Annotated in this window: 20 protein-coding genes and 1 pseudogene; 9 read left to right on the forward strand and 12 right to left on the reverse strand. The window is 54.0% G+C overall.

Going from position 1 to position 21,722, the window contains the following annotated elements; all coding sequences use genetic code 11:
• Positions 1-23: 23 nt before the first annotated feature.
• Both E4S61_RS19705 and E4S61_RS25655 read left to right on the forward strand, forming a co-directional pair.
• A complete protein-coding gene (locus E4S61_RS19705) occupies positions 24-428 on the forward strand; it encodes a TRAM domain-containing protein (protein ID WP_135305631.1) in 405 nt (134 codons plus the stop codon).
• A gap of 203 nt (positions 429-631) precedes the next feature.
• The gene (locus E4S61_RS25655; RefSeq protein ID WP_167768588.1) at positions 632-862 is read left to right on the forward strand and encodes a hypothetical protein; all 231 of its coding nucleotides are present in this window, start codon (positions 632-634) and stop codon (positions 860-862) included.
• Positions 863-1,381: 519 nt separating this feature from the next.
• Here the strand turns inward: E4S61_RS25655 and E4S61_RS19715 are convergent.
• The 4 genes from E4S61_RS19715 to E4S61_RS19730 form a co-directional block, all read right to left on the reverse strand.
• The gene (locus tag E4S61_RS19715; protein ID WP_135305633.1) at positions 1,382-1,663 is read right to left on the reverse strand and encodes a hypothetical protein; all 282 of its coding nucleotides are present in this window, start codon (positions 1,661-1,663) and stop codon (positions 1,382-1,384) included.
• 66 nt (positions 1,664-1,729) lie between these two features.
• Positions 1,730-2,023 carry a hypothetical protein gene (locus tag E4S61_RS19720; RefSeq protein WP_135305634.1) on the reverse strand — a complete coding sequence of 98 codons (294 nt, stop codon included), beginning with the start codon at positions 2,021-2,023 and terminating at the stop codon, positions 1,730-1,732.
• 323 nt (positions 2,024-2,346) lie between these two features.
• On the reverse strand, positions 2,347-2,664 hold the full coding sequence (locus tag E4S61_RS19725; protein WP_135305635.1) for a HalOD1 output domain-containing protein: 318 nt from the start codon (positions 2,662-2,664) through the stop codon (positions 2,347-2,349).
• A gap of 56 nt (positions 2,665-2,720) precedes the next feature.
• Entirely contained in the window at positions 2,721-3,389 is a 669-nt protein-coding gene (locus E4S61_RS19730; RefSeq protein WP_135305636.1) for a helix-turn-helix domain-containing protein, read from the reverse strand.
• 1,626 nt (positions 3,390-5,015) lie between these two features.
• Between E4S61_RS19730 and E4S61_RS19735 the strand changes: the two genes are divergently transcribed.
• Both E4S61_RS19735 and glpR read left to right on the forward strand, forming a co-directional pair.
• On the forward strand, positions 5,016-5,816 hold the full coding sequence (locus tag E4S61_RS19735; protein WP_135305637.1) for a class I fructose-bisphosphate aldolase: 801 nt from the start codon (positions 5,016-5,018) through the stop codon (positions 5,814-5,816).
• Positions 5,817-5,948: 132 nt separating this feature from the next.
• The gene (glpR, locus tag E4S61_RS19740; RefSeq protein ID WP_135305638.1) at positions 5,949-6,719 is read left to right on the forward strand and encodes an HTH-type transcriptional regulator GlpR; all 771 of its coding nucleotides are present in this window, start codon (positions 5,949-5,951) and stop codon (positions 6,717-6,719) included.
• Positions 6,720-6,812: 93 nt separating this feature from the next.
• On the opposite strand, the gene E4S61_RS19745 is transcribed toward glpR, so the two are convergent.
• Positions 6,813-7,940: a hypothetical protein gene (locus E4S61_RS19745; RefSeq protein WP_135305639.1), complete on the reverse strand. Its 1,128-nt coding sequence runs from the start codon at positions 7,938-7,940 to the stop codon at positions 6,813-6,815.
• Between the two features lie 142 nt (positions 7,941-8,082).
• A complete protein-coding gene (locus E4S61_RS19750; protein ID WP_135305640.1) occupies positions 8,083-8,859 on the reverse strand; it encodes an ATP-binding cassette domain-containing protein in 777 nt (258 codons plus the stop codon).
• 232 nt (positions 8,860-9,091) lie between these two features.
• On the opposite strand from E4S61_RS19750, the gene E4S61_RS19755 reads away from it, so the two are divergent.
• On the forward strand, positions 9,092-10,300 hold the full coding sequence (locus E4S61_RS19755; protein WP_135305641.1) for a sugar ABC transporter substrate-binding protein: 1,209 nt from the start codon (positions 9,092-9,094) through the stop codon (positions 10,298-10,300).
• A gap of 13 nt (positions 10,301-10,313) precedes the next feature.
• Entirely contained in the window at positions 10,314-11,324 is a 1,011-nt protein-coding gene (locus E4S61_RS19760; RefSeq protein WP_135305642.1) for an ABC transporter permease, read from the forward strand.
• 192 nt (positions 11,325-11,516) lie between these two features.
• On the opposite strand, the gene E4S61_RS19765 is transcribed toward E4S61_RS19760, so the two are convergent.
• The 3 genes from E4S61_RS19765 to E4S61_RS19775 all read right to left on the reverse strand — a co-directional run bounded on the left by E4S61_RS19765 (position 11,517) and on the right by E4S61_RS19775 (position 15,102).
• Complete coding sequence (locus E4S61_RS19765) at positions 11,517-12,299, reverse strand: SDR family NAD(P)-dependent oxidoreductase (protein ID WP_135305643.1); 783 nt, start codon at positions 12,297-12,299, stop codon at positions 11,517-11,519.
• Positions 12,300-12,349: 50 nt separating this feature from the next.
• A complete protein-coding gene (locus tag E4S61_RS19770; protein ID WP_394346463.1) occupies positions 12,350-13,651 on the reverse strand; it encodes a DUF362 domain-containing protein in 1,302 nt (433 codons plus the stop codon).
• A 272-nt stretch (positions 13,652-13,923) separates the two neighbouring features.
• Complete coding sequence (locus E4S61_RS19775) at positions 13,924-15,102, reverse strand: mandelate racemase family protein (protein WP_135305645.1); 1,179 nt, start codon at positions 15,100-15,102, stop codon at positions 13,924-13,926.
• Positions 15,103-15,571: 469 nt separating this feature from the next.
• On the opposite strand from E4S61_RS19775, the gene E4S61_RS19780 reads away from it, so the two are divergent.
• The gene (locus tag E4S61_RS19780; protein WP_135305646.1) at positions 15,572-16,051 is read left to right on the forward strand and encodes a restriction endonuclease; all 480 of its coding nucleotides are present in this window, start codon (positions 15,572-15,574) and stop codon (positions 16,049-16,051) included.
• A 240-nt stretch (positions 16,052-16,291) separates the two neighbouring features.
• Here the strand turns inward: E4S61_RS19780 and E4S61_RS19785 are convergent.
• Positions 16,292-16,651: pseudogene (locus E4S61_RS19785) on the reverse strand (restriction endonuclease); the annotation flags it as partial.
• Positions 16,652-16,709: 58 nt separating this feature from the next.
• Here E4S61_RS19785 and E4S61_RS25660 point away from each other — a divergent pair.
• On the forward strand, positions 16,710-16,865 hold the full coding sequence (locus tag E4S61_RS25660) for a hypothetical protein (protein ID WP_167768589.1): 156 nt from the start codon (positions 16,710-16,712) through the stop codon (positions 16,863-16,865).
• Positions 16,866-16,914: 49 nt separating this feature from the next.
• Here the strand turns inward: E4S61_RS25660 and E4S61_RS19790 are convergent, their stop codons facing one another.
• Complete coding sequence (locus E4S61_RS19790) at positions 16,915-19,356, reverse strand: beta-glucosidase H (RefSeq protein ID WP_167768590.1); 2,442 nt, start codon at positions 19,354-19,356, stop codon at positions 16,915-16,917.
• Between the two features lie 333 nt (positions 19,357-19,689).
• Here E4S61_RS19790 and E4S61_RS19795 point away from each other — a divergent pair, with 333 nt between their 5' ends.
• A complete protein-coding gene (locus E4S61_RS19795; protein ID WP_135305648.1) occupies positions 19,690-20,787 on the forward strand; it encodes a TrmB family transcriptional regulator sugar-binding domain-containing protein in 1,098 nt (365 codons plus the stop codon).
• 403 nt (positions 20,788-21,190) lie between these two features.
• Here the strand turns inward: E4S61_RS19795 and E4S61_RS19800 are convergent, their stop codons facing one another.
• Positions 21,191-21,631: a universal stress protein gene (locus tag E4S61_RS19800; RefSeq protein ID WP_135305649.1), complete on the reverse strand. Its 441-nt coding sequence runs from the start codon at positions 21,629-21,631 to the stop codon at positions 21,191-21,193.
• Between the last annotated feature and the right edge of the window lie 91 nt (positions 21,632-21,722).

Consider the following 21,722-nt stretch of genomic DNA (forward strand, 5'->3'; position numbering starts at 1 on the left):
TAAGAACGATGGTGTCTGAGTAAATGGAAATTCCGCCACAAATGCAGTGTCTATTCTCTGCTGAGATCGAAGAGGATGGTGCGTCGTTCGTCGTTGAGGTTCCCGATAGAGAGATTCAAACCGGTGATTTGGAGGTCGGTAAGACGTATCGGGTCGCGCTGCTCTCGACTGAGTCGAGCCCGCAACGACGGGCCGCCGGCGGCCAGTCGGATGATACACAGGGGCCGCCAGTCGAAGAAGGGGAGACGCGCCGAGTCGAAATCGAAGATATCGGTGAGCAAGGCGATGGGGTGGCGCGCGTCGAACGGGGGTATGTCGTGATCGTCCCCGACACGGAACTCGGCGAACGCGTTGCTGTTCAGGTTCAAAATGTGCAAGCGAACGTCGCGTTTGCTGTGGTGACAGAGCGGTTGAGTTACGACGAGTGACGCAGCGAGAGCGTTGTCTCTTGAGTTCGCCAGTCGTGGTGGCGGTAGCGCAGCGGCTTGAGAAAGACAATGTCCAGACCCGCCTTGCTCACACTGCTGGCTACTATCAAGAGACGCTATCGAGTCTATGTCGTGTTGAACGAGGCTGTGAGCTGTTGCTGTGTGCTGAGCCCGGTCTGGAATCGGTCAACGATCTGTGATTGATGGTCCTGACAGGCAAGCACAGCAACTGCGCCATCCTGGACTGGAATCACAGGGTGACGTGGGTTGTGGGCGGCGAGGTGACAGCTAGGACAGTTCACACCGCCAGCGGGGTGATGGTCGAGGAGTTCAGCTGTGTCTGTGGTCGTATACGCACAGATGTCGGCGAACTTAGTGAGATGAGAGTCACAGCCAACGAGCGGCACCGTGAGCTGGTCAAGGAGCAGGAATGATGGTGTGTCGTTTGACTGGAGCGCAGACTCACACGCAGGACATTGAACCGGCGGCTGACTCGGGAAGTCGGCCGATTGGATGGAAGATTCTGCTGGACACATACTGAGGAGTGTGGCCCGTCTCGGTTCCCCACGCGGGTAAGTTCTGGGAACCACATGTGGCTTCGTTTCCCTACTGAGTGACTGTACTACCCACGATCGGAGCTACAACCGAAGTTTAGACGACTGGGTCACACTTGCTAACCAACAAACGGGTGAGTCACACCGCTGTGTTGGTTAGTCTCGGAGACCGATCTCGCCATCGGTGACTAGATAGCTAGTAGCATCGTCTCGATTATATCAAAAATACAGCATAGATCTGGTGGCGACTTGCTGTTCCGCCGTGGAATCTAACTGCGGAACGGGCTCAGCTGCGTGTTTGCAACGAAAACGGCTGCCATTGTGAGACCAGTAAGAATAGAGCATTGTCCCCCATTGAGCGAATGTAGTAGCAGACTGCAGAACAAGCGAACTACCACGTTAGTGAGAGGTAGAGATCGTCGTCGACGGCGGGCCCCATTCGGGCCGAATATGTAGCGCTAGGTCGTAGTATTCGAGTGGCCAGGCATCAGGATCGGGGTCGTCCGGATTCGGGTCGAACTCGCCGAAGGTTGCGGGTTCCGGGCGTGGGACGTCAACCGTGTCGCTTAGCTGTTCGCCGAAAATGATGCGCACGTCGTGGCCCTCGTACTCTAGGGGATAGGTGTCCTCGCGCCAATCGGGCCACCGCGTGGCCTCGTCAGCAGTGGAGGGAGGGGACACAGGCTGGAGTGGAAGAGCCGTCGGCAAAAGGATTCGGCGATGAATTCGCTGTGTCAGGCTGGGGTGTTACTGTGGCGTGCCAGTCGCGGCTGCCAGTTCGTCGGTGAACGAAGTCAGGACTGCCTCGGGGTCTGGCGCCGTCGAGCGTGGCGCTGCTTCCCAGAGTTCGACGTCTAATTCTTGTGTGGCTGTTACCTGCCCGTCTGTGGCGGTGACCATGAGAATCGCCTGTTGATAGATGACGACGATTCGCTCGTCGTCGACGTCGAGGTGCTCGATGCCGGCTCGTTCGAGTGTGTCTCGAAGATTCGTCGGTTCGGGGAGTGTGTAGTGGTGCACTGGCGTCTCGTCGTCAGTCATAGTGGGTGCTACTGCCTGTTTGCATAAGTATATCCGGTAGTAGGGCGGTTTCTGGTGGCTCTCAGCAGAGTGCGATTGTGCTAGAACTGGAGTCGTCTTATTGCCCAGTACAGTGGTGTTCTGAGCAATATGACCGATGATCTGGAGCCAATCCAAATTGGTGAAATTAACGGGGAAATTATCAGCCTACAGTACTATGGTCAAATAGAATTCTTCCTCAGCGACGTGTGACGAACGTCTCAAGGTGGCAAAACTGTCAACTCTCCCGGGCGATCATAGTTTAGCAACCACATCATAGGGCCATCAATTATCAGGATCAGCCCCTACCGTTTCGTAACAATTACGAATCCGGTACTATCGACAGTTACCTCACATCCACAATACCAAAATTCGACCGTCCCCACCATCGATTCTCTATCTTCCGCCGTCTGAAATAGCGAATCCAAGGCATCAGGGTCTATCGTATCGAATAGTGGTTCAAGTGCTTCCTGCGTTCCATTGGCATTTGCTGTGATTGTCTCGCGGCCCGTAAACGCCGACACGGCCCAAATGACTGCTTCGGACAATGATTGGTCCTCGTCTGTGTGGTAGGTGTACTCTTCTTCAGTCAGCTCTTCACTGTTGGATTCGGATTCGGTCATTGACTTTGACTTTGAGACCAACGGGTGAATCACCATGGCCTCACCTAATTCGAGGTTTATATAGATGGTTCCTGAGCCAAGGTATTACGGAGCAGTGCTTGCTGGCCACGCCGAAGGCGCGATGACAGGGCAGAAGTCGAAATGTCAAGGCTTTCGGCCACAGCTTTCATCGTTGTCTGCCGTGGCACACTGAAATAGCCTTGTTCCAGGGCAGCGAGAAGAGCTTCCTGTTGTGCATCCGTGACGCCGTATCGATTGCTACTCCCACCGCCGTTTTCAGTTGGCTTCTCTTCATAGAGACTGAGCAACTCAAAATTCCTGTTCCGCTCGCGAGCGGCATCTCGCAAGGTGAAAAACGCTTCACGAGACGGAAACCGAGCCTGGAATTCTACACCTTCAGCCGTCAGAGTGACATTCCATGCTACGATGTCCTCTCGTGCGGTAATCTGATACAGTGTAGTGGCACGCCCTTCTTCTGAAAGGAATATACGGTATAACCGTCGATCTGGACGCTTGGCGAGACAGGAATAGGAGGCGATGGTTGGATCAGCATCAAGGGCAGTCTCGAACGTCTCGAAGTCATCACCAGAGGCCCAAAAGATGAATCTTTCTGGCTCCTCCTCCAACCTATGGGCATCTTCTATCTGGAGGACCATGTTGGGAACGGCTTGAAGCGCCTCAAAGGCCACTGGACGGTCTATGTTCATTCTGGCGATGTATGTCATTGCATGGCATTCGGTCTCCAAGAGAGATATCGGCTTCGCGTGAACTACTTAGCCGCCATGTTTTCCATCACTAATACTGGACTTGCTGACAATCAATTTACTCGGATATGGGAACTCACTCGGCAGTGCACGCTCGAAACCGGTCACTCCTAAAGAGCGACCCATCACTTCTTTCACGCCGATCTCAACTGAGAACGACTGCTCACTCTGCATCAGCTACCTATCGGCTGTTCCAGACCTTATCGTGAGCAAAAAACGGATGTAGAAGAGAGTCCGTATTAGCCAGTACCCAGAAAGCGCCTCACTGAACTAGCTGCCCACCGCCAGACCGGAGCTCGTCAGCTAGTGCGTAGTCTGCTGTCGATCCGTTGTTGTGAGAGGCTACGATGGTACGGGCGCGATCATCGCACCAGCCACGCGACCGCTGCGACGGTTGTCCGACAGCACCCATCGCGAGGTACCCGCTGAGTAGCATAGTGGGACTGGGTTCGACGAGTTTCGCGAGTGCGGCGCCGGCGACGCACGCCTTTGCGATGACGACTGTCGTGATTGTAAGGCCCGTGTGCTGGCCGGTGTTCATCGGACGACTCCTTAACGGAGTCGGTCGTGCTGGGCATCGCTAGTGGCACCAATCGCCCGTCGCGATATGTGCAGGCGGGTGTTGTGGCAGGTGGTGTGTTCGTTACTGGTCGGACCACTTCGGCGATCGATGGGTGCGTCCCGGTGTCTTGAGATGTATGGTGGACGCTGGGTCGACGCGAGCGACAGCGATGGTTCTCTAGCGGTTGTTTGGCTAGGGATGTCGCTGGTGAGTGGTATCCCGCGTCTCGTAGAATCACCCTCTCTCTTTTTACGTATAACTAGATACAAAAAGAAAGCATAACTTGGAGATATAGATATATAACAGGGGTATTCTGTAGTATAAACGTCTAGAAGCGACAAAAGAGATGAAAATAGCTATCAGATGGGATTACATCCGATATTTTCTTAGGGGGGAACTATCTCTGCCATCAAACTACTGTAACCCGCCCTTATCTCAAATAACGAGAGTTCCGTTATCTTAGAGGATGCTATTCAATTTCTACAGATTCAGAATAACATGAGTACGCACATTATTCTAGCTCGATCGAATAGGGCAGATAGCATTTCCCGGCCACTTGGATTAATTACTGACTATTTTATTATAGTACATTCAAAAAACAGTAGATTTCTACCACCCGAGAAGAGGTGGTCTTACACAAAAAATATGAGCGTTTTCGTTTTGAAGGCGCCAATTTCATGTGGGGGTCTAACACACCCTGTGGAATAATTCTACTTTTTAGGAATTGTATTCTAAAATAATAGCATGGAACAAGATTTTGATAAGCAGTGCTCTCTTTGTATTGGCCATCTTCAGTATGCTCTCTGTGGATTATTTCTGCGATGTGGAGAAGGGGCTTGCAATGATATACTGTGGTAGACGTATGTTAACAGAACTGCAGGCGCTCATATATTCACTTTAAATTCTTACCGCGTGTCGCAGACCACTTGTAAAGGTAGAATTCGTTGGAAAACCTAGATCGAAAATAACGGTGACCCCCTGAAAAGATTTTTATAGAGGGACAGTTATTGACTAACTGAGTCTGAATGACTGTAAGCAAGCTGCTCGACACACCGTCGGGTAACTCAGTAGTCGTTGCACTAGACCACGGACTATCCCTTGGAGCACCCGATGGGTTTAGAAGCCCGCCAGAAACACTCGATAAAGTCCTCTCTGGGGGCGCTGATGCCGTGCTCGTTGGGCCACACTTTGCACGACAATATCAGGATCAGATCGCTGAAGCTGGAGCCGACGTTGTCCTAACAGCTGACGTTGTTACTTGGTCGACGAATCCCGGTCGGGAGCACGATAAAGATCTCTGGACGCCGGCATTCGACCCTGAACTGTTGAAAGATATTGATCCACTCGGAGTAAAGACTGTGCTGGTCTTCGGCCGAGATGATCAAGAAGTTTTCACGGAGAACATACGGTACGTCGCCGAATTGGCGGAAGATCTCCGTGGGACCGGTATTCCGCTGATCGTGGAGCCAGTAATGTGGGGGCAGCGGATTCCTGATTCACTTGAGACCGACCCTGAGTATATCGCCGATGGTCTACGAATGGGATGGGAGTTCGGCGCAGATATTCTCAAAGCACCATATACGGGAAGTCAAGAATCTTTCGAGCCGATCGTTTCGAACTCACCGGTACCGGTTATGATTCTTGGTGGTCCTGCGTCCGGTGAAACACGTGAGATGCTAAAATCGGTTGAAGAAGCAATCGCTTCGGGAGCTCGAGGGCTGATGATCGGTCGCACGATTTGGAAATCAGAGGACCCGACCCGAACTGTCGAAGCACTCACACAGATTGTTCACGAGGGCGCCACTGTCGAGGAAGTTTGGGACTGAAGTCGAGTCTCAGTCTCAGGACCCCCGTGTCGCGACGTATCGAGTGAGAACTTATTTTATCTTTTGAGTGCTATCTGTTGCTATGCACCTATACATCGCTGCAAAAACGTCGCTGAAACACGGTGATAGCATATGATGGACCCGGAAAAACGACGCCGGAAGATTGTGGAAATCGTAACAAATAATGGCGGTCTAACGGTGGCTGAAATCGCCGATCAGATCGAGTTTTCTAAATCGACCGTCCGTCGCGATCTCAATCACCTTGATGAGCGAGAACTGATTGAACGAACCCACGGCGGCGCGATTCCAGCGACTAATGCTGGCTCGGAACCATCGTTCGATGAAAGAGCGGTTCAGGGATTAGAACAAAAGCGAGCCATTGGAATTCGGGCGGCAGAGGAGATTACAGAAGGACAAGTCGTGTTCTTTGATTCGGGCTCAACGACGTTCCAAATAGCGAAAGCAGCCCCAAAAGATGGCTCCTTTCTTGCGGTCACAAATTCGCCCCTCCTCGCAATGGAGCTAACAAAGGGTGACGGAAATGTCAAGATGACCGGTGGCTCGCTTCGTGCGAATTCGATGGGCCTTGTTGGACCAGCGATGGAGAATTATATTAAGTCCTCAAATATTGATATTGCATTTATTGGGACAAATGGACTTGATGAGGATGGCTCGATTTCGGTCCCGATCGAAATAGAAGCCAGTCTCAAAACAACAGTAGTCGAAAATTCCGCACACCCGTTCATCGTTACTGAGTCCGAGAAGTTTGGCGTAAAAAACTTCAGGGAATTCGCTACTCTCGATGATATAGACGCTATTGTGACCGATCAACAGGTATCTGCAACGTACAGAGAGCTATTCGAAGAAACGGACACGGAGTGTCTCATAGCAGACGCTGACTGATTAGTCTGGTCTGTACTATTCCATGTAACCCCTGAGATACCATCGACAACGAATAGTGCTGAGACTGCATTTCGAAACCGGTTCTAGCGACCCTCAAAACATGTCTCGATACGAGTTAACAAAGTCACACACTGCTTCGTATGACGGCGGAGAACCAGTTCTGACGAAAACGCCAGCTGCGGCATTACCCGTGACTATCGTTGCGGGGAGCGAAAGCCCGGCGAGTTGTGCGATTAGGACGCCGAAATTAAAGTGATCACCGGCGCTGGTCGTCATTGTTGGCGATTCTGTAGTTGGGACCTGTACTGCCACGTTCGAAGACTGAGTGACGCCGACGCTCACTACAGGGCTATGCCCGATGAAGCGATCGACATTAAGTACGTCGAACGCCGCCTGCGCGTTGGAGCGCAACTCACTATCTGGGTCCGCTCCATCCACAGCAGCGATAGCCGCCGTTTCGGATGGGTTTGCACTCACGGTTACTGGGACAATTTCGTTGATTTTTTCGAGATATGAGGCACCATTACGGATCTCCTCGTCTGGCAGATTCCTGATGTCGCCTGGATCGAAGAACACCTGTTCTGGAGGTGAGTCCTGTAGCGGCCATGTTTCTTCAATGAGATTATACACGAGTTCCGGGAGCGCTGAGGTTACATTCCAGTACCCCACGCCAAGGATATCCCGGCCGTCAAGGTGTTCGGCGAGCTGCTCGATATCGAGACGGTCGGTCAGTGTCTCCCAGTCGAGATAGGCGGCCTCACTAGTTTCGCTCAGCATCAACTTGCCGTCGTCAAACTCAACGGCATCGCAATAGCCAGGTTCACCGACGCTAAGAAGGGTTGATTCGGAAAATTCGGTTTTGAATATTTCTTGTATTGGCCGTCCGTATGTTCCGACCATCAATGTGTCCGCCCCTAATTTGGTGAATGCACGTGAGAGGTGACAGGCGTGGCCGCCAGTTCTAGTTCCTTCTTGTTCCCATTCGACGGTGAGGGAACTCTCGGCTTCGAGTGAATCGCTCAAGCGCTTCTTCAGATCCGAAAGATGACTGAGACGGTCGTATTCAGTTGGACCATGGCGAGTGTCAATCATCGTCCGGACGTTGTCAATGACGCCATCGAATCCGAACGCAAGGCTTCCACCGCTGAACTCCGCTGGTAATTCTCGACCACATGCACTGATTGCCGCTTCAGTTTCTTCTGTAGGTGTATCCGCTGTCATACAGGCCGATATCAGTGTTCTCCGTAATAAAACCTGACATACTGGAGTTAATGCATCTGCCGTATGAACACCGTCGCAACCGAGACGAAAACGGGGCCGATCTAACCTAAAATTCGTGGCGCGTGAGAGTTGTTGAGTCGCGTTATGCTGAGGGGGCCTTCTCTGTTGGCATCGACCCCATCATCATCCCGAGTACGTCATCTTCGACTACGTCTTCAGTTCGAATTGTCCCAACGAGGTCACCATTATCTAGCACAGTGATTCGGTCAGTAAGATCGAAGACCTCGTTGAGATCGTGGCTAATCATCAGAACCGCGATACCGTTGGACTGAAGCGTCTTAATGAGTTCCTGAACCCGTTCAGTCGAATCTGCGGAGAGGGCTGATGTCGGTTCGTCCATGATCAGGATATCAGGGTCGGTGACGAGTGCGCGGGCGATGGCGACAGCTTGGCGTTCCCCACCGGAAAGGGATTCAACCTTCGTCGTTGGATCGAGGTGAATATTGAGCCGTTCGCTGAGTATCTCTTCGGCTCGTTCGCGCATTTGTTTGTAATCGACAGCTGGGATAACCCCTGCAACGGATTTATGCGGCATACGGCCGAGAAACATGTTCTGTGCAAGCGACAGTTCATCAACGAGTGCAAGGTCCTGATAGACAGTCGCGATACCGTGTGATCTCGCATCTTTCGGGCCACTGATCTTAACGGGTTCACCACGGATGAAAATCTCACCCGCTGTGGGGTCGTGGATTCCGACGAGTACTTTCACAAACGTTGACTTCCCTGAGCCGTTGTCGCCGAGAAGACCATGTACTTCGCCTTCTTTCAGGTCAAAATCGACATCATTCAGTGCCTGAATGTTCCCGAAGTTCTTCGACAGACCGCGAACTTCTACAAGTGGGGTGCTATCGCTGGCCATATCTCAACGATGTAATTAACACTATTTATAACTGACGAATGATGGGGGTAAAGAGCTACGAGATGGGAACAGTAGAGCCGAGAGCTACAGCAGTCTCAAATACTCCATTCCTGAGACCGGTTATATACAATACTCAAGGATTCTATGCTAGAGATCCGGCACAAATGCCTAATGAGGGAAAGTTATATATGCGGTTGGACGTATATCAAAACCTGTAGGTACTCGATAAATCATGACTGTTAGCAGACGAAAGCTCTTGAAGACGGTAGGAGCAACGGGCACCATTGCGCTAGCTGGCTGTTCGAACTCCGGTGATAGCAATGGCAATACTGATTCTTCCGGCCAAGGAGGTGGCTCAACTGATGGTACCACAAGTCAGGGCACTTCCGGTCAAAGTGGACAGTATCACATCGGCTTCCCGATCATGGGTCTCGGTGGCGACCCCTGGATGGGTGCGTTCCGGAACGGGGCTGAGTGGTACGCTCAGGATCACAATCTCGAGTTGACCGTTACCGACGGTGAGTTCGACTCGGCAAAGCAGATTAACGACGCCAAGCGCCTCATCCGTCAGGACGTGGATGCAATATTAACGAGTCCTGTGCAGTCCGACGCTGCCGTGACGATCGTCGAGCAGGCTAACGCGGAGAATATTCCTGTATTCACTGCAAACTCGACGGCATCGACCGGTAAGGTCCCGATGTTTACTGCATTCGGGAACGCGGATGCTGCCGCCTCGGCCGCCGAAGTCATGGCTAAGCGTCTGGAACAGCGAAATGGTGCACGTGAGGGAACCGTCGTGGAAGTTATGCTTCCACAGGACACGGAAACCTTCGTGCAGCGCCATGAAGGATTCGTCAACCAGATGAAGGAGTATTCGGATATCGAAATCGTCGGCCAGGTCCAGTACGACCAGACTCAGCAGGACGCCGCGAACAAAATCGCGACGCAATTACAGCGAAACGATGACTTCGACGGGCTATACTGCCCGGATCTTCTTTCTGGGTTGGCGGCCATGTCGGCGTTCGAGAATCAAGGCGTGAAGAAGAAAATTGGGAACGAGGGACACATTACGACGGTCGGGCTCGACGCTGGACCGACCACGCTGGAAGCGATTCAAAACGAATTCTTCGATGCGGCGATCGACCAGCCAAACCTGTTCTACGCTCCGATTTCGATGAAGTATATGACCGATTATCTCGATGCAGGTCAAGACTCCAGCGCGATTCCAGAGGCTGGGAAGGAACTCACTGCAGATCAGTTGACGATCGCTACAGGGAACAAACATGGTGGAATCAACCCATGGGCAGAACCACTGTGGGCTCCCGGTCAAATCGAAACACTCGAATTCGATGATGGGAAGCAAACGTATTTCAAAACGAGCAGTGTCACTGTAACCCAGGAAAACGCGGATGCACCGTATCTCTGGGGTAATCTAGCGTAAAGAAGGATCGAGAATGTCAACCGATACAGATTCTGGCCTCCGGAACGCGCTTGACTTCAGTCGCGACGAGGCGATTCTTTTCGTGCTAGACAATATGATCTGGCCGATTTTGCTGATTACTATTCTGATTTTTTCTGCAATCGTTCCCATATTCAGTTCTGTAGGGAATATCCGGGCGCTGTTGTTCGGCACAGCTGCATTGTCAGCAATCGTTCTCGGTGAGACACTTTGTCTCCTCAGTGGTCACTTCGATCTCTCGGTAGGTGCGTCAGCGGGATTCTCCGCGATATTCACTGCAGTGCTCCTGACAGAGTGGTTCCCGGGCACACCCGGCATAGTAGGTATCGCCATCGTCCTACTCGTTGGAATGTTAATCGGCTTGATTAACGGCGTCTCAATAACGTACATCGGCGTGAATCCCTTCCTCCAGACGTTGGCTATGCTCATGATCCTCTCGGGAAGTATCCAACTTCTGTCTAGCACTGCTCTCTCCGGCCTCCCAGAAACGTATCTGTTTGTTGGTGGTGGTCAGATCGGGACCATCCCGGTCGCCATCGTGCTGATGGGGCTCCTCTATCTAGCGTTCGGTATCTGGCTGAAGTACTCCGCCACTGGCCGTGCGATCTACGCGGTCGGTGGTAACAAGAAGGCAGCTACCGAAGCGGGGATCAATACAACCTTCATCGTCGTTCTGGTTTACGTTTTCTCAGGTATGCTGGCCGCTCTCGGTGGACTACTGTATACCGGATTCCTCGGGGTTGCACCGCCAACGATTGGACAGAATGACGTCTTTCCGGCGTTCGCTGCCGCGGTCATTGGTGGTGTGAGCCTCTTCGGTGGCCGTGGGAACGTTCTCGGTGCAGTCGGTGGTGTAGTCCTGCTGGCGTCAGTTGAGTCGGCACTCGTTCTCATGGGTATCGAAGCCACGGCAGTCGATGTGATCAATGGCTTTGTGCTACTTATAGCAATCATCCTATACACCATGGAAGAACGGATTCGTCAGCGTGTGATCACGAAGTACTAGTTACCACCTCTTCCTCATCTCTTCTCAGGCTCGGCGCTCATAGCTCTCTAGCTGAGCACCACCGTTCTCTTTTGCAGAGAGCTTGCGAGTGAGCGATAAGGTTTCCCAGCCGCCAATGCTTGCCCTTCAGTTCCGACTGTGTTGGGACCGTGCTCAGTGAATCATTCCGCGGCCTCAGTAGTGAGATAGTCTTTAGAAAATCTGCCAACCACCATCAACAAATAACAACTCACCGGTGACGTACTCTGCTGCATCACTCGCTAAATATAGATATGCTGGTGCCACATCCTCGGGCTTCCCAGCTCTCCCTAGTGGGACCATCTTCACCAACTCGTCGTTCTGCGCCTTCGTCTCTGCCTCGTTCGACCAGTCTTCAATAAACTCGGTCGCGATCTGCCCGGGGGCGACCGCGTTGACGCGAATGCCGTGCTCGGCCAATTCGAGGGCTGCCCCTCGCGTTATCATTCGAACGGCGCCCTTTGACGAATCATACTGTACCTGTTCGAATTGCGCAGTGTGGGAACTGATGGACGCAGTATTGATGATCGATCCGGGATCATCTCGCTCAATCATATCATTGGCTGCGACTTGGGTCCCAAAGTAGATCCCTTTCGCGTTGACGTTATGAATCGCCTCGAAGTCTTCTGGATCAAGCTCAAGAATTGAGCCACCGATGAACAGACCAGCATTGTTCACCATCACGTCGACACCGCCGTACTCGTGCGCTGCTTCGACGAGCACTTCGATATCATCCCGCTCACTCACGTCCGTCTCGACGAACGTTGCTGTGCCGCCTTCCTCGTTGATGAGTTCATGAGTGGGAGTGCCACCTTCCTTGGGTTCCTCATCAAGATCGGCAACGAGGACGGTCGCATCAGCGGCCCCGAACCGCCGAGCGATTTCTCGGCCGATCCCCGACGCACCACCGGTCACGATTACAGTCTCCTCAGCAAAGCTGGGATTCAATTTACCCATACCAACGCGTACGAGGGCTAATGCTTATATTTTATTCCTGCTGCACCAGCTCAATATGCCTCAGTAGCGAACTCGCCATCATTCAAAGAGAGTGGTTGGAGTTCGCCAACACTCACATCTGGGCGTTCCCTTAGTTCTGGAACAACTGGTTCGGAGACGAGCAGTCGGCCGGGTTCCATTGTATTCGGAATTCGAGCGATTCGTAATTTCGAGGGATTGGGTGTCCCAGTCGTCGAGGGGGCCAATAACAAGGCGCTCGCGTCATCGGGTACTATCAATGGAATCTTCGCTCGTTTGGTTTCCCCGCTCGTGGCAATGTTGACGTACGTATCACCCAGGTCGAGTTCGCTGACAACGTTTTGATGCACCATATCCGCGAGCCCGATTCCCAAGCCGTTTCCGTGAGACGACGGTGTCAGCGATCGGACGTAGATTCTCGTGTATGACGGCCGCTCTGGTTCTCCCTCTCCGTGAAAGTACGTCCGTCCGAGCACGTTTGTGTCCATCCCGGTGCCGCTGATCTCTTTTCCCATCTCGTCGACGATGAGGAGGTCGAGATCGTCGACTGGCAATGTCGGAAGTTCCTCGTAGGCTTGTTCCAATAACTCAGGCTCCCGCTTGAGGATTCTATCCGTTGGGACACCCTCGATATGCGTTGCTCTATCTCGCGCGTTCTCGATGAGCGCGATTCCACCAATAATCGGCAATTCCTTGAACAGGGTCGCTGCACGGGTTTGTATCTCTGAACCCATGTCACCGGTCAGCGCCGCGTTGTGCATCATCTCTGCGCCTGTATGTTTCCCCATCCCGATGACCGCCATCTTACAGAGACCGGATTCGATCCGATCATTGAAGTCTGTGTGTGGTTTCACCCTGTTTGCGAGAAGGATTGCATCGGCATCTGCAGCAAGCTGATCGGCATAGACGCGACTGTCAGCACCAACTTCGACAGTCTCCATCGAAGCGCGAATCGAGCAACCCAGTACCTCGGGTGTTATTCCAAGGTCAGCGAGTACAGCACGCTGGCCCTCTGCTGTTGCGCCTCCGTGGCTGCCCATCGATGGAAAGACGAACGGCTCGTAGCCGCGTTCTTGGAGAGCATTGATAGCACCAATCAGCATTTCGGGGAAATCGTGAATCCCACGACTGCCAGCTGTAATAGCAATCGATGCACCCTGTTGAAGCGAGTCAATGGCAGGTAGCTCATCGATAGCATTCCGTCCCGCGTCTGCCACATCCGATATCGTGTTGGTGTCGTATTCGACTGTCGCTGGCGCGAACCGCGGAAGATCGGCAACTGTTACGTCATTAGCAGTCGCGGTCCGCTCACGATTAGGCACGCTAAGCGGAATCTCGGGCATACCTGATACTGCAGTCGCTGTTATAAAGAACTATTTGTCGTATTTCGGTTGAACGATCAGCCATTCGACCACAACTTGCGCCGCATCAGTAAGACTCCGTTCAGCCATCCCCCCCAGCAACGGTGGGGGCCGCTTCATGACCTACGCTAATTCGGGTTTCCGGAGGTATGATAGTCACGGTGACGCCTAAGACAGCCGACTCATTAGTGACGGAGATTAGCTACGCCACCGTAGCGACCCTGGCGGTTATGTTATGGCCAGTCTCACCCGTCGTAGACGTGTCGGGCGCCAGTAGCGTTGTTCTCGATATAGTCCCAATCGTACTCGACGCCGAGACCAGGGCCATCTGGTACAGGCACGGTCCCATTGCTATCGACTGCCTCGATCATGTCTGAATACTCGCCTTCGTAGACCGGCGGTTGGGTATTCTGACACTTCGGGTGAACCAAGGCCATTTCGTAGTAATTCGAGTTCCGGGTCGCGGCAATGCACTGACGTTGGGCAGGTCCGGGCGCATGGAACTCCACGTCCATTCCGAATCCTTCGGCGACGCGAGCCACTTTCATCGCCCCTGTGATTCCCGCATCGTACTCCGGGTCCGCCCGCAGGAAATCGGTCCCGTCGTTTGCTGCGAAATCCGACTTCATCTCTAGGCCGCGTACGTGCTCGGTCTGAAGAATCGGTGTGTCGAGCTTCTCTGCGAGTTTTCGATGTGCGTGTTGCGAGATGCCTGCATCGCGGAACGAGTCCTCGTACCAGAAGAACTCTTCTTCATCTAATGCTCGACCGAGCTTCAGCGCGTCTGCAAACGTTTCCAACTCGCAGGCGGGATCGTGCATGAGATCCATCTCGTCACCGACGCGCTCGCCGACCGCATGCACTGCCGCGATTTCCCGACCTAAATCGCGCGACCCTTCGCTGCCGCCCCAGCCATGAATCTTGAACCCACCAAACCCGCTCTCGAGACACTCTTCAGCGAAATCCGCGAATGCTTCGGGCGTGTCGAGTCCGCCAGCCTCGTCACCATGATACGTGGAGGCGTACGCCGGAATCCGCTCGCGATAGGTTCCGAGTAGTTCGTGGATGGGGGCATCATAGTATTTTCCAGCGAAGTCCCAGAGTGCGATGTCGATCGGACCCATTCCCATCCGGTCGTACTTCCGGAGTGCACGCTTGATCTCTGACCAGTGTTTTTCACGGGCCAATGGATTCTTCCCGACGAGGTAGTTTGCGAACATATTATACTGGGCGGCGGCGGGAGAGTTCCCCCCGACGTATTCCCCAGTGATGCCCGTATCCGTGTGGACTTTCACTGCGAACAGTTTTCGGGTCGTGGTCGTCCCGGGTTCGTAGACGAGGTTGAAGCCGTGTTCATCTGTTCCTACGTCTTCCAACGGATATTCAAACTCTGTACTCTCAATTTTCGTGATTTCTGGTCCCACACAGAATCAGCCAAGTGCGAGTATAAAAAAGGTTCGCTTATGACATCCAATAGCGGTCCGTCGCTGTTCGTCGAGGATGGATTTCTTGGACTAATTCTGTGTTACGTAGTCGAATAGTATGCCAGCGTGCGTGCTTGCTAGGACGGTTGCAGTGGCACCAACCAGAAGATACCGGATGATTCTCAGCTAGTCAAGTTTGACGCCAATACCGAGACTTCTTCAGTAAATGACCACCATGAAACAGATATTCTGGCACTCTACCAAAGGAAAAGAGTGATAGATTCAAATATAGTTGACTAGAAGTACATAGTTGACGCATACATATACAAATGGCCTATTCCATATTTAGTATGCTTGTATATGATTTTACATTTTTGCCATTAGACTATATCTACCAGAACCTCCCTCTCTATTCTATACCATTCATATATTCGACGACGTGGGAGCAGTGTCGTTTACGGACCGATTGATGGCGGCGAGTACGAACGGTGATGACCCGGATCAGTTCGAGCAACTGATCGCAAATGCGTTTTCGCGGCTAGGGTTCGAAGGCCAGTGGATTGAGGGCGGTGACGATACGGATGTGCAGATGACACAGCCCGAGCACTCTATCGTCGAAGTGAAGGCTCGTGGAAACGGAATGTTGCAGTCGCCTGACGGAGCTCGTATTCAGGGCCATCAAGAGGCCCGTGGGGCCGACCACGCGGTCGTCGTGGCGTCAGGGTTCACGCCGGCAGCTATCGATGACGCCAATCGTGTCGGGTTAGTATTGGTGACTGCCGAGCGGTTGGCGGCCCTAGTCGAGCGGACCGAGCAGTACGGGTTGCTGCCCGAGTCGATTGCGGACGTGTTGTTCGAGCCAGGGGCGTTTCAGGATGATCGGTTGGATGAGGTGGACGACCTGCTTGAGGATCGTGAAGCGGCCGCCGAGCAGTTGGTCCGGTGTTAGAAGCCCTTGAGCGAGGCGGTGGATGGCATACGGCGTATGAGGTGCATCACGTGTTAGTTAGGATGCTCGACGATGGTGTGACAAGTGAGGTGTTGGTCGAACAGTCGTTGGTGTTGTTGGCCCATCCGAGCGTGGGGGTTGTCGAACGTGGTGAAGAAGGGTATCGGTTGGTGACGTCGGCCGCAAATGGAATGGATGTGTTGCGGCGGTTTGAGGGCCTTGTTGGAGGGATGGAGGACGAGACGTCTCGAAGACCGCGTCCGTCTCGGCGGTGATCGTCACCAGCGGTCGAAAGGTTACCTGTGAGTGTGGTTCTGGAAGGGTACTGGCGTCGATGTTCTCGATGTCCCGAAACGTCTCTTCGACGGGTGCAGCGGCGGCAGCGGCCGGGTCGTAGGGACGGAGTGTCTCATTACAGAGAATCTCGATGCGACCATTGTAGAGATCGAGCCCAATCTCGTCGGCGATCTCCCGCAGATCTTGTCCGTTGAGCAGTTCGATGGGATGAGGGTCGCCGTTCTGTTGGAGACGCTCGGCAAACTCCTGTGCTGGGTTCGTGAACCGCCCAGTTGTAACGACGATGCCTCGCTTTGGGCCGTCTTCTTTACCTGTCGGGGGGCTTGGTTGTCATCTCCTGTGGCTCGATCGCTCGGCTTCGATGAGTACCGAGACCGCGTCGGTGCTGACCCGTGCCAGGCCATCGGTGACCGTCAGTTCGAAAGTCAACCGCGTCGTCGACTCGACTTCCGGCATGGTGAACGACGAACTGGCACTGTCAGCCCCCGAAAGCAACATTGGGGTCCCTTCGGTCTAGTACCAATCGTAGGTGTTTCCGTCGCCTGTACACACCTTCAAGCGTGACGTCAGCGCCCGCCTCGATGACTTGGGCTGTCCCCTGGTTTGCGACCGCCGGCGTTGGACGGATTGGGGTGGACGATCAGCATCTCCTCGGCGCGGATATCACGCGAAGAGGCACCGATCAGCACCTGGAACTTCCCGGGATCGATCGTCCACGTCTCGTCTTCGGGGTCCCAGTACTGGAACGCCTCCGCGTCAAGTTCGATTGTCGCTGTCCTAGTCTCGCCGGCCGGAACGGACACCTTGTCGAACCCACCTAGCTCTTTGGGCGGTCGTTCGACCACAGGATCGACCTCACTGACGTACACCTGAACTGTTTCGTCTCCATCCATATCCCCGGTGTTGGTCACCTCGATATCGACGGACACCGTCTCTCCGGCCGGGATGGCTCTCTTGCAGAGCGTCATGTCGCCATACTCGAAGGAGGTATACGACTCGCCGTGACCGAACTCAAACAGCGGTTCGATGTCGGCCTCGTCGAAGTGGCGATAACCGACGAACACACCCTCGTCGTAGTAGACGTTCCCGCTAATACCGGGATAGCCACGCCCCTCTTCGGGGAGTGTGTTGATCTCTTGGGGGAGATAATCCTGGTAGTCCTGTGCGAACGTCACGGGTGTCTTCCCGGATGGATTGACGTCCCCGAACAGCAGATTGGCGACGGCGCGGCCACCTTCTTGGCCCGGATACCATGCCTGCAGAATCGCGGGGACGTCGTCGACCCACGGCATACCGACTGGCGCTTCTGTGTTGAGAACCACCGCGGTGTCATCGTTGGCGGCCACGACGGAACTGATCGCGCTCTCCTGGTCACCCGGAAGCCCAAACTTGTAGCGATCGTCGCCGTAGTTCGTATAGGTACGTGCAAGGAACACGACGGCATCGTTGTTCTTCGCGGCCTCGACGGCTGCGGCCCTGCTGGACGGCGGGTTCCATCGGAGCCGGGCCGGCGAGCCGCCACCGACCTCTACGCGGACATCGTAGCTTGTTCCGGCCTCCAGGTCGACGCTGGAGCGCTCGGGCGACGGTGGGAAGAAGGCGAATGCGAACTCCTCGTTGTATCCGACGAGTTCATCGTCGACGTAGACGTGTCCCTGACCGCGACTGGTGAACTCCAGCCCGTACGTGCCACTTTCCTCGGGGGTGACTGTCCCTTCCAGGACCACGCCACCGGCCTCCTCCGGGAAACTTGCAAGGTCTATCGCTCCAGTAGTACCGGTCTCGATCGGTTCCCCTTCGAGGTCAGCGTTGTCGTAGTAGGAGTACTCGAACTCGTCATCCGCAGAGACGAGTTCGAGATCGTCGGTCGCAGCCGTCTCGACCGAGACGCTGCCATCGGTCGCTGCGTTTATCCCCTCGGCCGGTGCGACATCGCCGGTTGACTGGACACTGTCGCTGCCACCGCCGCTCTGTTTGAACTGGCTCGGATCCGGGCCGACGACAGCGACTGAACTGACGCTATCGGCGAACGGAAGAAGATCCTCGTTTTTCAACAGGACTGAAGCGTTTTGCGCAATCGTCCGTGCCGTCTGGACGTGCTCGTCAGCCCCGATCACTGACGTATCTCCGACGCCATCGCGATCCCTGCTAAGAGCACCGATCGCATCTTGGGCGTGCAGCCCACGTCGGACCATATCGTTGAGGACTGCCTCATCTAGGTTATCGTTTTTGATCGCTGTGGCGAGCGCATCACCGAAGTAATTCGCTCTCGGCATCTCGATGTCGAGACCGCTGTTGGCGGCGTCGACCGTGCTGTGAGTCCCGCCCCAGTCCGAGACGACGAACCCCTCAAAGCTCCACTCGTCTTTCAGAATTTCTCGGAGGAGCGTTTGGTGTTGGCTGGAATAAGTACCGTTGATTCGGTTGTACGCCGTCATTACAGCTTCTGCACCCCCCTCTTGAACCGCTTTTCTGAACGCTGGGAGATACAGTTCTCGGAGTGTTCGCTCGTCGACAATGACGTTCTGTTCGGCGATCGAGAACGAGTCGGCGACATCGCCGGTTGTCCGCGTCTGGTTGTACCCTGTGAAGTGCTTTGCCGTCGCGATGACTCCTCCGTCTTGGACCGCCTCGACGTACGGTGTGACCATCTCCCCGGCCAGCAGCGGGTCTTCGCCGTACGTCTCCCCGGCCCGACTGTGGAACGGAATCCGGAAAAGGTCCATCGACGGGGCGAGCAAGACCGATACCTGAGCCGCTTTCAGCTCCCGTGCCATCGCTGCGCCCTGCTCAGACGTCAGAGATGGATCGAACGTTGAGGCCGCTGCAACCGGATGCGGGAAGTCCGTTGTCGGTTGTCCGACTGACGCACCAGTTGGGCCATCAGCCATGTGTACCGGTGGAATGTCGAGGCGCTCAATCCCGGCGACGGATCCGGCGATACTCCAATCTCCCTCGGGTGGACTTCCGCTCCCATACGTCCGAAGCACCTTCTCTTCGAGGCTCATCTGGCTGATCAGCTCATTCAGGTGGCTGTCCGTTTCCTGGGTTGCATCCGCGAGACCGGTGCTCGACAGGAATGCAGCACTGGCCGGCAACGCTCCTATTACTTTCAGAAACGTCCGACGATTTGTCGTTCTGTTCCTACCAGTTGTGTCCTGGTCGGCTTTGTCATGCATGCCACGCTCAAAGAGCAACGATATACTAATAAAAGAATATCCAGAAATAGCTGATAGTTGTATAATATATTTTGGAGGAGTACAAAATCACGCATTCAGCCGAGGAACGCACGAATTCATCCCGATCAGATATTTATTAGCCTGGATGAACAAGCAGAGTCAATGAGCGATGACGTGCGACTCCGAGCACGACTGCAGCAGTTTGGCCTCTCGGCTAAGCAGGCAGCCGTGTACTTGAAACTGGTCGAACGGGGCAGGGCCAAGCCAGCGACAATCGCCTCAGAGACGGATGTCTCGAAGAGTTACGTCTATCAGATTTGTGAGACGCTCGAAGAGGAAGGGCTCGTTAGAGTCAATGACGAGCAGTCACCAACAACGATTCTGGCTCGCTCGCCCAACGAAGCGCTCAGTGAGCGAATGGACCGGTTGGAGGAAACGATGACTGAGCTGGAACATCGGTATGACCGGCCGGCACTCGACATGGAATCACTCGAGTCGATCAGAGCCAGGGAGACCTTCTTTCGACGAGCCCGAGACGTCATCGCTGCTGCCGAATCGGAGATCTATCTCGCGCTCCCGCTGGAAGCTGTCGAGGAATTATCTAAGGACCTTCGAGAGGCTGTCGACCGGGGCGTCATGGTCTTGTTGACGATTGGAGCCGAACCTCACGAGGTGAGTGAGGGCGATCTGGAAGGTGTCGCAACCGCAGCACGCTACTGGATTCGCGGGATGACTGTCTACCTCTCGTCGGACCTCGGCCGCGGCATCATTGGCCCGGCATCAGTGCTTCGCTGGAGTCACGGCGAGGGAGAGGCAATCGTGGTCAGTAACCTCTCTATCGCAGCCACCATTGAGTCGGCGTACCTGGGGACAATTTGGCCAGCTGCCGAAGAACTGTTCCTGCAACGGCCACCACCACTCCCGCGAACTTACGATTCAATCCGACCAGCCGTCTACGACGCGACACTCCACCGCCGCCGAGGTAGGACAGTACAGGTCGAAGCTATCGCACATCCGGCGCGAAAGCAACTCGAACTTGAGGCGCTCGGAGAGGTGCCACCGGAATCACAGCGGCGCATCACCGGAACGATCACCCATACGCAACAAAATCTCGTTGAACCTTCTAATACCGACTTCGCGATGGAGTGTGGCTTTCGGGTCGAAACCGATGAGGGAACCGTTAGTGTCGGCGGGCTCGGAGCATCTCTTGAGGACTACGAGGCCGAGAAGATTACCTTGTCTGAAGCTAATAGGGATTGAAACTGACTGCTTCCTCGTTAGTCAACTATACGCTGAAATGGCAGCTATACCCGATCTGGGACGTCAAAAGAAGCGTTCCGAGCCGGAATGTCATTCTACTACTGTCTCGCTCGGCTGCAATCACTGCACCTGAACCGGTCAATACAGACGATACATCGAACAGACAATTTGGTTATATGGGGGGTGAAAAATCAGGAAAAGCTGATGTATGGTCGGGTTGTAACGTCGAATCTATGGGGTTACTCGAAGTTCTACGCCGGGCAGAAGATGGCACTAACGGTGCCATGTACGAATGCCGGGACTGTGGGACAACAGTCTCACCAGAAATGGAGGAATGCCCCGTCTGTGATTCTACTGAAATTGCTTGCTACAAAATCTAATTTCTGCAACTCGATTGTTTAGTCTATGCGTCTGTCTCAGTATGGGGGAGTGCAATGACTGGTCGGTCAGATTTTGTTACGAGCTTGAGTGGGTAGTCCCCAGAGAGAAACTGCATGATTCGGTTCCCACCACGCGACCGGTATGCGATGGCACTCGCGTTGACCTCCTCGGCAGCGTCAAAGATGGCCTCGACAAGATCTCTGGCATAGGCTGTATGCTCGTCTGCGTTTGGGAAAACGCTGCGAACGGCGGCATACGATCCCTCAGCCAACTCTTCGGATTGTTTGACGGGTGTTTTATCCGGAACGCCCATCCCCTTTTCAACGACATGAAGCGCTGTCATCTGTTCGGGAGAATATGGCTCAAGTGATTCTGCTGTCTTTTGAGCATCCTCCTCATGTGCAACCGGAACGAGAACATGTTCAAGGAGTTCACGCTGCTGTGAGTCACGTTCACTTCCCATCCAGAAAATAGAGACAGCTATATCATAACAGTTGCTCAGCTAACACCTATCCTGCCCAATAAGCACTCCTACTGACTAGCGTATTTTGCTT

Source organism: Haloarcula amylovorans, from assembly GCF_004681185.1.
GTDB lineage: Archaea > Halobacteriota > Halobacteria > Halobacteriales > Haloarculaceae > Haloarcula > Haloarcula amylovorans.